Below are 11,776 nucleotides of genomic sequence, written 5' to 3' on the forward strand. Positions count from 1 at the left end.
CATTTATTCCATCCAAAGTAAATTTGGCAAATATAGAGTTTTCTGATGAAATTACGCCTAACAGTCAAAAGAAACAAGGTAATCAAAACCAATAACTATCGTGAATAATAAAAACTCACCTTTTAGCCACAAGTATTTATAATATAAAAAAAGGAGCATAGCAGCTCCTTTTTTTATATTGAATCTCGTATTGATACTAAAAAAGTATCTTTAATAGTTTTTCTGATTACATAATTCTGTGACGAATGATTAAAAAAATGGATATTTTTTAATACCCTCAGCCCCAGCAGCTGCATCCAACAATAATTAATAAAATAAATAACACAACTAATAACGCAAAACCTCCACCAAAACCACAAGAACCACCGAAACTCATATTTTCTCCTCCTTTTAGTATAAAACTAATGGGTAATGAAATTGATCGTTTATTAACAGGTTCGTATTATACAGTATGTTTCTATGTCATTTTTGAGCATGTCTTGGATAAATTTAAAAAGACACTCCTCTGAGTGCCTAAATTTTATCCCAATAACATCGAGAAAACTTACAATGGATACCAAAACCCTTTGAAAATATTGAACTTTAGGTAAATGGCCAGTACTAAAATTATAATGCCGATAACGAGCCCTAGATAATCCTCTTGTTTTGCTTTTGTTGTAAAATACCATGTTCGCTTCTCTTTTCTTCCGAATCCTCGTAAATCCATTGCATTTGAAACAGTATCGATTCGCTCTAAAGAATGAATAACAAGTGGCCAAAAGATGAGTATCCGATTTTTAATACGTGCCCAAAAACTCGCCTCTCCTCTTTCAAATGGTACACCTCTTGCTTCTTGAGCGTGCTTAATCAATTTGTATTCCGCTTGTATATTCGGTATGTAACGAAGCGCAATGTTTATCGCATAGGCAATCTTATACGGTAAGCCGATTTTATATAAGCTGCTAGCGAACTCACTTGGATGTGTCGTGTATATGAAAATAAGTGTAAATGGTAATAACGTAAAATACTTTAATGAAAGCGTAAGAGCATAAAAAAGTGTTTCGAATGTAATAGTAGCATATCCAATATGTAAGAATTCTGTACTTGTACCAGTTAGCTCCGATCCATGGGTTGGTGTAATTAATAAAATCATCACTGAATTTAGCATGCTAAATGTGAAAATGAAACTAAAAATAATCACAATTTTTCTTACAGGAATTTTAGCAACCACTAATCCTAAGCAACCAATGAAAAACAAACAGAATAAGATGCGAAAATCAAAAAATATAAATGTAAGAGTCATCCAAATGATAAATAACAATAATTTAATCGCGCCGTCCATACGATGAAAATATGTATGATTGTCTATATAAAATAAGTCTGATTTACTCATAATCCCCCCTCCTTTTTGTTTCCATATACATTTTTACAAAAACCTCTGGAAAAGGAATTTCACTCAATTTTGCTAATCTTGTTAGCGAACTCTCCTGTAAATTAGCTTGTTTTAATACTGCGCTGCTTGCTAATACGATCGAAACAGTATCATCAGCAAGTATTTCCCCTTGATGAAGGACAACCGCACGATCTGCATATTCTAAAGCTAGGTTCATATCATGTGTAATAAAGATAAATGATATGCCTTGTGTGGCTAATAGACTTATACAAGACATAAATTGTTTATAATGAAAATAATCTTGTCCTGCTGTTGGCTCGTCTAATATAACAAGCTTCAGATTCGTTGTTAAAACCGATGCAATAGTAAGCCTCTTTTTTTGTCCGTAGCTTAACGCTTGAATTGGCCAATTTCGAAATGGATATAATCCACACATTTGCAATGCATCTTCCACTCGTTTATTTATTTCCGCCCTAGAAGCCTTCTGTAATTTTAATGAAAAAGCAACTTCATCCCAAACAGTAGATTGTGTTATCATGTGATTAGGGTTTTGCATGACATAGGAGATTACTTCTCCACGCTTACGAATAGACCATGAAGTTATATTTTCATTATCAAGTAGAATTTTTCCTTCCTTCGCTTTGTTCATTCCAGTTAATATATGTGCAAATGTAGATTTACCTGCACCATTATGACCTAATAATGCTAAAATTTCTCCTCTTTGTATAGAGAGTGTTATGTTCTTTAAAGCAAAATTTTTGCGAGAGTATGAAAATGAAATATTCTCTATTTGACATAAGGTTTCTTTTTGGTGTTGTTTTTTAGAGGTAGTAGAGTTCAACATCCATTGCTTGACCGCTTTATTTAATTTTTCATAATTTAAAGTTTCAATTGGATATATTTCTTCATCTGAAATATTAATTTTTATATTTTTTAACGCTTCAATATATACAGGTTCTCTTAAACCTATTTTGGGTAGAATGTTTGTTTGTAAAATTCTTTTTGGTGAATCAATTGCTACTATTTCTCCTTCTTCTATTAATATGATTTTATCGATGTCTAATTTTAGTATTTCTTCTATTCTATGTTCAATAATAACGATTGTTTTATTTAGTTGATGATGTACCTTTTGAATAAGTTCTACTGTTTTTAAGCTGCTTATGGGATCTAAATTTGCTAATGGCTCATCAAATAATAATATGTCAGCATCTGTCGTTAACAGTCCGGCAAGAGAGACAGTTTGTTTTTGACCTCCGGATAATTCATGTGGACTTCGTGAATGAAATGTGTGCATCTGTACTTTTTGTAGAGAGTCCATAACAACAGCCTTCATTTTCTTCTGCTCTACACAATCGTYTTCTAATGAAAAAGCAACATCTTCTCCTACGGTTAAACCAATAAACTGAGAATCTTGATCTTGTAAAATAGTTCCTACATGCTTACTTTGCTCAAAAATACTACCTTTTCGCGGATCCTTACCACATATTGAAATTTCCCCAGTACTTGATCCCTCATATGAAAATGGGATAAGCCCATTTATACAATGGGCTAATGTTGATTTTCCTGATCCGCTTCGACCGGCAATCAATACTTTTTCCCCTGGATAAATATGAAATGTAACATCCTTTAAAGTAGGTTCTGTCACTTGTTGATATTGAAATGTAAATTGTTCAAAGGAAATAATCGGCTTCATTGTAATCTCCCTACTTTTCAATCTTCAAATGTGTATGTTTTTTATTTACTTTCGCTAATCCAAGTGTAATTGGTAAACCAAGAACTAAGAATACAAGGACATCTGCAATCGTTGCACCAAGTACTTGAATAACAATTTTATCTAAAGGCTCCCCCATAATGATAATATCAAAAGCACCGGCAAATATAATTGCAATGACAATCCCAATTAAACCTGTTACAGCAAAATATGAAATATCTCGATTRCGGAATGTTCCATTTTTCACACTAAAACTTGCTCGTTTTTGTACAAGTCCCATCGTAAATCCAATAATACCTGAACTAAGTACCCACCCCCACCATATCCCCCATCCAGCGATAGTATCTGTCACTGTATGACCGATAAGGCCAATCAAAAGTCCTGCAAACGGCCCGAAAATCGCACCAAAAATTGTTAATATAGCCAGAGCAGGTTTTATAAATGTGTTTGGGGCAATTGAAAATCCCCATAGACCTAATACACCATATATTGCAGAACCGATTCCAATTGCTACGACTAATTTTGTAGATAATTTATTCATATGAATTCCCCTCTCATTCTAGTTAGCTTCTATTAGTCCTATATGTAAAAGAAAATTAAATTATGCGTCTTCACTTCCTTTCTTCCCAATAAAAAATGACCTCTTCTATAAGAGGTCATTGGCGTATGGAGATATGATCCTCTTATCTTTCAAAAGACAATATGCCTTTTTCGGAATTAGCACCTTCCTATTTTGTATAAATAGGGGTTGCTGAGATTTCATAGGGCCGTTCCCTCCACCTCTCTGGATAAGTATTCGTTTGTAATTTGTATTATTGCATTAACACAAATGAATTTCAACATTTTTCTTACTATTTTTATTTTCATATGAAATAACCGAATAAATCATCGTATTCTTATCGGAATTACGGAATAATTGATGTAACAAAACATGTTAACGGGAGGAATTGGACATGAAAGTAATATCCTCGCTAATCTCTATTGTAAAGTCCCTGTCATAGGTGGCGTTGCTGCATGAGAAGCAACTTGCTCACTTTGAAACATTGGTAAATAAATTGTAACCGATGTTCCTACTCCTACCTCACTCATAATACTAATTCTTCCTTGATGACTTTCAATGATTTTATAACTGAGCATTAACCCAATACCCGTTCCTTTTTCTTTCGTACTATAAAAAGGTTCGCCAAGCCTTTTTATTCTTTCTTCAGGAATTCCTATGCCCTCATCTACCATATTAATAATAACTTCCTCACGCTCTGATTTTTTCACAGAAATAAAGATTGTCCCACCATCTGGCATTGCTTCAATGGAGTTTTGTAAAATATTAATAAAAACTTGTTTTAATTGATTTTCGCAGCAATCAATCATTAATTCTTTTGATTCTATATGCAGATCAATTTGAATATTTGTCATGATCGCCCTTGTGTTGATTAACGAAACAACATTTCTTAATATCGAACAAATATTTTTCTTTTCAGTTGGAATAACATCAGTCTTTGCGATCGATAAAAACTCATGAAGTATAGATTCAATTCTTTCAATTTCTGATAACATAAGACCAAAATATTTATCTTGATCTTCTTGGTTAATTTGAAATAATTGAATAAACCCTTTGATTACGGTTAATGGATTTCTAACTTCATGTGCTACCCCGGCAGCTAACTGTCCAATTGCTGCAAGTGTATCTGATTTATTCAATAACTCCTCAGTCTTTTTCCGCTCGGTAATATCTCGAACGATTATCATAATCTTATCTTGTAAGAGTGGTAAACATCTAGCTTCAAAGAAACTAACACTTCCTTTAAGTGTTAACGGATATTCAACAATAACTGTCGATTCCTTTTGTTGTACTTGATGAATTGCTTCTTGAAATTGCTGTGATACGGGTGAAGGCAAGACCTCATAAAACTTTTTCCCCATAAAAGATTCTGCAGGTACGTAAAACTTAGCTGGTGAACCGGCTTTATAATCTATAATTGTTCCATCAGCTTCAGTTAAAAAACACAAATCAGGTAATGCTTTGAAAATAAGCTCTAGCTCAGAGGTTTGCTGCTTTAATTGTTCTTCAATTCCTTTTCGATGAGTAATATCAACTCCAACTGCCCAATAACTATAACCAGGTACTGGGAACTGTTCCGAAATATTTGACCACATTATTGTTTTTATTTCTCCATTTTTGCATGTTAAATTCATTTCCCAATCTCGAAAACTTTTTCCGCAAATCGAAAATTTCTTTTGAAGTTGTCTGCGATAACTTCCATCAGGATATAGCAGTTCAAGTGCTTTGGGATTTCCAACGATTTCTTCTGCAGCATAGCCTGTTACGAGCTCACATTCACGATTCCATAATATAAAATTCCCATCTTTATCAAGAGCATCGACCAAAATGGGCATATTTTGTAAGATTGTATGTAGCTGTTCTTCTTTTTGAGAAAGTAAATGTATATTTTTTGTTTGGTTTTGAAGTTTACTCATTGCACCATCTACAATGAGATTTGAAAGCATTTCGAAGTATTTATAACAAGTACGGATGTCATTTTTAATTGCACAAACAATAAATGATCCAAGGTGTTGCTCATGTAAAAAGATAGGGATTTCAATTTTTGTAAGTTGTATATTTTCTTCTTGATTCATACCAAATGAAAAAACACATTCCATATTTTGATCAAGAAGTTGATGTGAAATGTTTGTTAATTTATAAAATTGTTCTGCCATGGTTTCTATTGTGTTCACATCAATGAGTTCCAATAGCCGCGCATTCATTCTCTTTCCACCTCTATATGTAAATTTAATACCAATTTTTACTCACGCCTCTCCATTATACGAATAATGTTCTCATRGGTATATAGCAAGAGCATAATTATTCAAAAAAATTTTATTTTTCAATTAAAAATTATTTAAAATGATATATAATCTTATATAAATATGTAATGATCTAAATATTCACAAAATATTCACAAAATATTTGAAAATCATATACAATTCTTCCAATATATTCTATATAATAAAGTGCAATAAGGCTTCTATAAATCTCATAGAATACCTTACCCCTAATAAAAAAATAAAAAAGAATCCTTGATGGATTCTTTTTTATTTTTTTACCATGACATATTGATAAAGAGCATGTGCAACTCCATGTTCTTCATTCGATAATGTTTCATAGTGACAAATCCGTTTAATTTCGTCCACTGCATTTCCCATTGCGATAGATATATGTGCCTTTTCCATCATAGAAATGTCATTTAGCCCATCACCTATTGCAACAGTATTTTCCACCGAAATGTTAAGATGTTTCGCTAAAGTATACAAACCATTCCCCTTTTGGGCATCACAATGATTAATCTCTAAATTATGCCAATACGAAGCAGTAATTGCTAGCTCTGTATTATGTTGAAAATGTTTTTTTAACTTTTGTAATTTCTCTATATTATAGGAAAATGGTAAAAGTTTATGCACATGAATCTCTTCTTCTAATATCGATTTACAACTTTCTATTATATGAAACGCTGTATGTTCAAGATACAATGCTGCGATGACTTCAAGCTCTTGCTGATCAATCTCTTTATTTGATCTTTTTATCCATTCTATTTCATGATTTACACTTTCTTCACCATACGCCGGAACGTATACACCTCGATCTGTATACAGTTGATAATACATGCGATTTTGTTCAAGATACTCAACAATTTCAAATGCTTGTGTATTTTGAATTGGGTATCGCTTCATCATTTTTTGATCCGTATAAATAAGAGCGCCGTTTTCCGCGATAATAGGACATTGTAAATCAGATTCCAGTAGTAGACGTTCAATATCTACGATAGAACGTCCTGTACAAATCGCCACCACATGCCCCTGCTCCTGACATTTCCGAATAGCTTCTGCATTTTCTTTACTAATCATTTTATTTCCTGAAAGAAGAGTTCCATCTAAATCAATTGCAATTAGTTTCATTGGTCCGTCACCACTTTCTATAAATAAACATGCTCGTATAAAGTGAAGACAAATAATCAGTGGAGCCCACTAATTATTTGTCTTCACTAATCGAGATTTTACAGGTATTTGATTCCTCCATTTCCTTCCACTGAGATTTAAGGCGGATGTCTTCCTGTTCACAAATAGCGAGATAAATACACAAATGAGGTATCGTTTCCATATTCACTTTGTCAAACATAACTTAGTTATAATTTATGAAAAGCGTTTCAGGTCAAGAAATATTTTTTAGTTCGTTAAAAAAAACTTATTAAAAAAATGAAAACTCCTACTTAGAATAGGAGCTTTCATTTTTTTAATATGCTTCATTTCTTTAAAAGGATAGGAAACCGCTTTAACGTTTGTTCATTCTCTAATATACAGTTCTTTAAATGAAAGGATGGTGAAAGCTCTAGCTTTTTAAAATTCCTAATAAACGTAGTTAATGCAACTTCAGCTTCTAAACGAGCAAGTGGTGCACCTAAACAAAAGTGAGGCCCTTTGCCAAATGTTAAATGTTTTTCATTTCCAGGTCGATGTAAATCAAAGCAATCTGCTTGTGGAAATTTATTTTCATCTAAGTTGGCAGCACTTATCCACGTAACAATCATTTGTCCTTTTTTCATTTTCGGTCCAAATATTGTTGTATCTTCCGTTATAGTACGGGCTAATGTAACAGGGAAACGATAACGTAGTACCTCTTCTATCGCTTTAGAAATCAGCTCTGGACTTTCACTTAATTCTTTGTATACCTTAGGTGTATCTACTAAAAAGCAATAAAAGCTATTAATAATAAGGTTTGTAGTGGTTTCATTCCCTGCGGCTAAAAGTCCTAATGAAAATGTAACAATTTCCTCATCAGTCAATCTTTCTCCCTCATACTCTGCTCTGATCAGGTCTGAAATAATATCTTCTTTCAAATGGTATCGTTTCTCTTGAACAATCGGGAGAAGATAAGATTTAAATTCATGTAACGCAACTTCTTTCTGCTTATCTAAATCGCTAAATTTCTCTTTACTATATGGCATAAATAAAATATCTGACCACATCTTAATTTTTTTTCTATCTGTTGTTGGAACACCTAATAAATCAGAAATAACGGTTACAGGTAGAATTGCAGCAAACTGCTCTACAATATCAATTTCATCATAATTATTCATATCTTTCACAAGTTCATTTGCAATTGCTTGTATCTGTGGCTTCCACTGCTGAAGACTTCTTGGAGTAAATGCCTTTGAAACAATTGAGCGAACATTGCGATGCTCTGGAGGATCAGAAGAGTTTAAATTTACTCTTGTTTCTAAAGGCGGGACGGAAAATTGACGACGATCTCTTTTGCTTGAAAATAGGCGATAATCAGATAAAACACGGTTCACATCATCATATAAAAAAACATTCCATACATCCTGCTCCGCATCATAATAGACCGGATGATTTTCCCTCATATGCTTGTACCACTCATAAGGGTTCCACAGCTCTTCTTTTGTTTTGAGCTTTGAAATTTCATGAACCAAAATTACATTTTCAGGCGAATTCATAGTTCTTTCCTCCCTTTTCTTTTAAAATAAAAAGTAATAGGTAGGCAGTTCAAAGATGTATAGACTAACATATGTTATTTTAACATATATAAAGGAGATATTTACGGATAAAAACTTGAGAAAAAAATTAGGGGGATACATATGTATGTTGATATTTTACTACTCGCAGAATTAACTTCTGGACCGAAGTATGGTTATGAAATAAAGAAAAATATTCAAAATCGTCTTGGAGAAAATTTTGAATTGAATCATAACATGCTCTATCCAGCTCTTCGTCGTTTTGAAGATATGGGAGCAATTACAAAAAAGATCCATCAACAAATAGGTAAACCAAACCGTAACATTTATGCATTAACTCCTACAGGTGAAGAAATCTTTTATGAAATGATGCGAGAGTTTCCAGAGAAACTAGCTGCTAATGATACTGAATTTCTTGTGCGTGTTGCACTGTTTGAGAAACTGGATTACGAAGCTCGAAAAGAAGTTTTAACGACTCGTCAAAATGTGCTATACAAACAATTAGCCTCCATTCAATCTTTAGCTGAGACATCACTTTTTATTTCTGAGGTCATACAGTATGGTAAATCACGTATTGAACATGAGCTAGCTTGGATTACCTCTCTCATGAAAAAAATATAAAAAATGACAAAAAATAAAACACAGTGAATGAAAATGAAATTTATTATCAATACTATAATTAATAAAAGGGCAACCAGCTGCGGTTACCCTTTATCATTTAGGCTTCAGGAATGAAGGTTTTGCAATCCGTTTCTTCCGTTGTAGATGCTTTGTTACCTTTATGGCTCACTACATAAATTGCATCTGCGTTACATTTGTTTCCGTTATCCCAATATTTACAGTTGTTTACTTCACATAAAACATCTTGTGCCATAAGTATCACACCTCCTTATTCTTTTATCATTAACAAATTTGAGAGGTATGATACATTTTGTTATGACTTATGGTGTGATGGTGGTTTTGTTTATAAAATTGATAAAATGAATGAAAAAAGAAGGACTCATCTTTAATCATGGAGCCCTCTTTTTTGTATATTTTTCACACTTAAGCGCCTGATAATTTTTTCAACGCTTCCATATCCCCACTTACAATCGTATTAATATTTTCAGAAATAATTTTTATATCCAAGTTCCACCACTTTATTTCTAATAGTCCATATATGATTTCGTCTGAAAATCTCTTTTTAATTTCAACGGCAGGATTGCCACCGACAATTGTATACGGCAGAATGTCTTTGGTGACAACAGATTTAGCAGCAATAATTGCTCCGTCTCCTATCTTCACTCCAGGCATAATCGTCGCATCCATACCAATCCATACGTCATTTCCAATAACCGTATCTCCTTTAAATGGTAAATCAGAAAGTTCTGGTGTGAATCTTTCCCAGCCATGACCGAAAATATTAAATGGGTAGACTGAGAATCCATCCATTCTGTGGTTTGCTCCATTCATAATAAATGTAACACCAGGTGCTACGCAACAAAATTCCCCTATAATCAATCGATCTCCCAAAATTTCATATTGGTATAGAACTTGCTCTTCAAATGTCTCCCCATTTTTCGAATCATAATAAGAATAATCCCCAACAATAATATTTGGCTTTGTTATTGTATTTTTATTGAAATGAACACTCTTATTTCCTTCAATCGGATATTGCACATTTGGATTAGGATTCATGTTGGACAGCACCACCTTCATTTGAAGTTCCTACTACTGGTTTTAAATTATATATTGGTAAAATAAATAGTAAACCAATAATAAATAGTTGTGCTGTTCCTTCATACATCGTACTAAGGGAAAATACTTCTTTTAATGAGCCGGCAATACTCATCGTTAATACCATGGAACCTGTAAATAATGGGCTCAAAATCCCATTTACACGCCCAATAAAATCTGTATCCGAATTTTGAATAATAAGCGTGTTAATTCCAATTTGGATACAAGGAAGAGCTAGCCCACTGAAAAACTGAGCAATGAGTGTAATCCATAAATTTGTAGAAAATCCGATGATACCAATACCAACAGCCTGTGCAAACATGCCTAAAATTAACATCTTTTGCGGAGCAACATTTTTGGCAAATACCATTGCTAAAGCGCCTCCAATAATCATTCCAGCCCCATTTACAGTGAGTAGCCATTGTAAGCTTTCTTTTGATAAACCTAATTGTTCCGTTACGATAAAAATTCCTAGTGGTTGAATCAGACCAATTCCTAATCCTGCTGCCATAAAACAAATTCCGAGTAATGTTAGTGTTTTCTTTGCCCTTACATATTTAATTCCATCTACCATTTCTTGTAATAAGCTAACTTTTTTCTTTTCTTCTTGTTCTTCAATATCTTTTGGTAGAAATAGCAAGACTAAAGCCGCAAGCAAGAAAGCAATACCTGTTACAATAATGGAAGTGTAAATTCCGAAGGCTTGAAATATAAACGTTCCAAGTATAGGGCCTAATACCATAAAAATCGCAAAAATTGTTTGATACAAAGACATGGCCAATTGTACTTCTTCCGTGGAAAGATGTTGCTTAAACAATTTCATACCTGATGGCTGTGAAAATTGTGARAGAATTGCAGAGATAAGTGTAACGAAAAATACTACCTTCCAAGTACCAAACATAAGTGTAAACAATACTGCAAATACTGATAACGAACTTAAGGCTTCACACCAAATCATCGTCCTTTTTGGTTTCCACCTATCCGCAAATGTTCCTCCTATGAAGGAAAAGATAAAAATTGGCGCGAATTCCGCAACTGAAATCATTGAAATGGCAAACGCATCACCATTCGTCATTTCCATTACATACAGCAGTACCGCAAAATTTCGGACCCAAATTCCTATCTGGAGAAATAATGCTGAAGCAAGAATTGCTTGCACAAATCGATTTTTTAATACTGTAGATACACTACTCGTTTGCTTTATTTCTGCGTTCATTGACATAAAAAATCCCCCTATTCTACATTCTGAACAGGAGGCAGCACAATCATATTATAAAAGACAGTCTATTCGCAGCGCGAAAATACATCCCTTTTACATATAAAAATGTACACACTAATCCTATTCAGAAGAATATTTCGTTTTATAACGAAGATTTCTTGAAAAATAGAATTAGTAGATCATTGGGATGTCTTCACCCTTTCGTTTCGATTTAAAATTGCACATACATACTC

At 33.3% G+C, this 11,776-nt stretch carries 11 protein-coding genes and 1 riboswitch; of the genes, 1 reads left to right on the plus strand and 10 read right to left on the minus strand.

Annotation, left to right across the window (positions count from 1 at the left end; genetic code table 11):
• Nucleotides 1–277 precede the first annotated feature (277 nt).
• From AC1DIT_RS24205 to AC1DIT_RS24235, 7 genes are all read right to left on the minus strand, one after another.
• The gene (locus AC1DIT_RS24205; RefSeq protein WP_016115012.1) at nt 278–376 is read right to left on the minus strand and encodes a YjcZ family sporulation protein; all 99 of its coding nucleotides are present in this window, start codon (nt 374–376) and stop codon (nt 278–280) included.
• Nucleotides 377–544: 168 nt separating this feature from the next.
• Complete coding sequence (locus tag AC1DIT_RS24210; protein WP_016115013.1) at nt 545–1,372, minus strand: energy-coupling factor transporter transmembrane component T family protein; 828 nt, start codon at nt 1,370–1,372, stop codon at nt 545–547.
• Nucleotides 1,365–3,065, minus strand: coding sequence for an energy-coupling factor transporter ATPase (locus tag AC1DIT_RS24215; RefSeq protein WP_476998461.1), 1,701 nt, complete (start codon nt 3,063–3,065; stop codon nt 1,365–1,367). Before AC1DIT_RS24215 ends, AC1DIT_RS24210 begins: the two co-directional genes overlap by 8 nt.
• A gap of 10 nt (nt 3,066–3,075) precedes the next feature.
• Nucleotides 3,076–3,624: an ECF-type riboflavin transporter substrate-binding protein gene (locus AC1DIT_RS24220; protein WP_016132834.1), complete on the minus strand. Its 549-nt coding sequence runs from the start codon at nt 3,622–3,624 to the stop codon at nt 3,076–3,078.
• 139 nt (nt 3,625–3,763) lie between these two features.
• Nucleotides 3,764–3,878, minus strand: a riboswitch (SAM riboswitch).
• 183 nt (nt 3,879–4,061) lie between these two features.
• Nucleotides 4,062–5,846 (minus strand): PAS domain-containing sensor histidine kinase, encoded by a 1,785-nt coding sequence (locus AC1DIT_RS24225; RefSeq protein WP_016131433.1) that lies wholly within the window; start codon nt 5,844–5,846, stop codon nt 4,062–4,064.
• Between the two features lie 327 nt (nt 5,847–6,173).
• Complete coding sequence (locus AC1DIT_RS24230; protein WP_016115017.1) at nt 6,174–7,034, minus strand: HAD family hydrolase; 861 nt, start codon at nt 7,032–7,034, stop codon at nt 6,174–6,176.
• Nucleotides 7,035–7,378: 344 nt separating this feature from the next.
• The gene (locus tag AC1DIT_RS24235; protein ID WP_016115018.1) at nt 7,379–8,590 is read right to left on the minus strand and encodes a cytochrome P450; all 1,212 of its coding nucleotides are present in this window, start codon (nt 8,588–8,590) and stop codon (nt 7,379–7,381) included.
• A gap of 141 nt (nt 8,591–8,731) precedes the next feature.
• Here AC1DIT_RS24235 and AC1DIT_RS24240 point away from each other — a divergent pair, with 141 nt between their 5' ends.
• Nucleotides 8,732–9,229 carry a PadR family transcriptional regulator gene (locus AC1DIT_RS24240; protein WP_016115019.1) on the plus strand — a complete coding sequence of 166 codons (498 nt, stop codon included), beginning with the start codon at nt 8,732–8,734 and terminating at the stop codon, nt 9,227–9,229.
• 97 nt (nt 9,230–9,326) lie between these two features.
• Here the strand turns inward: AC1DIT_RS24240 and AC1DIT_RS24245 are convergent, their stop codons facing one another.
• The 3 genes from AC1DIT_RS24245 to AC1DIT_RS24255 form a co-directional block, all read right to left on the minus strand.
• Nucleotides 9,327–9,482 (minus strand): DUF1540 domain-containing protein, encoded by a 156-nt coding sequence (locus AC1DIT_RS24245; protein ID WP_016115020.1) that lies wholly within the window; start codon nt 9,480–9,482, stop codon nt 9,327–9,329.
• Nucleotides 9,483–9,652: 170 nt separating this feature from the next.
• Nucleotides 9,653–10,285 carry a Vat family streptogramin A O-acetyltransferase gene (locus AC1DIT_RS24250; RefSeq protein ID WP_016132835.1) on the minus strand — a complete coding sequence of 211 codons (633 nt, stop codon included), beginning with the start codon at nt 10,283–10,285 and terminating at the stop codon, nt 9,653–9,655.
• Nucleotides 10,275–11,546 (minus strand): MFS transporter, encoded by a 1,272-nt coding sequence (locus tag AC1DIT_RS24255; RefSeq protein ID WP_016132836.1) that lies wholly within the window; start codon nt 11,544–11,546, stop codon nt 10,275–10,277. Before AC1DIT_RS24255 ends, AC1DIT_RS24250 begins: the two co-directional genes overlap by 11 nt.
• Nucleotides 11,547–11,776 lie beyond the last annotated feature (230 nt).

The sequence above is a fragment of the Bacillus sp. 05T22 genome, from assembly GCF_056396765.1.

Bases quoted from the DNA above. Each gene is read 5' to 3' on its own strand.
- AC1DIT_RS24240 (WP_016115019.1), top strand. From the start codon at position 8,732: ATGTATGTTGATATTTTACTACTCGCAGAATTAACTTCTGGACCGAAG.
- AC1DIT_RS24245 (WP_016115020.1), bottom strand. From the start codon at position 9,482: ATGGCACAAGATGTTTTATGTGAAGTAAACAACTGTAAATATTGGGAT.
- AC1DIT_RS24250 (WP_016132835.1), bottom strand. From the start codon at position 10,285: ATGAATCCTAATCCAAATGTGCAATATCCGATTGAAGGAAATAAGAGT.
- AC1DIT_RS24210 (WP_016115013.1), bottom strand. From the start codon at position 1,372: ATGAGTAAATCAGACTTATTTTATATAGACAATCATACATATTTTCAT.
- AC1DIT_RS24235 (WP_016115018.1), bottom strand. From the start codon at position 8,590: ATGAATTCGCCTGAAAATGTAATTTTGGTTCATGAAATTTCAAAGCTC.
- AC1DIT_RS24225 (WP_016131433.1), bottom strand. From the start codon at position 5,846: ATGAATGCGCGGCTATTGGAACTCATTGATGTGAACACAATAGAAACC.
- AC1DIT_RS24230 (WP_016115017.1), bottom strand. From the start codon at position 7,034: ATGAAACTAATTGCAATTGATTTAGATGGAACTCTTCTTTCAGGAAAT.
- AC1DIT_RS24205 (WP_016115012.1), bottom strand. From the start codon at position 376: ATGAGTTTCGGTGGTTCTTGTGGTTTTGGTGGAGGTTTTGCGTTATTA.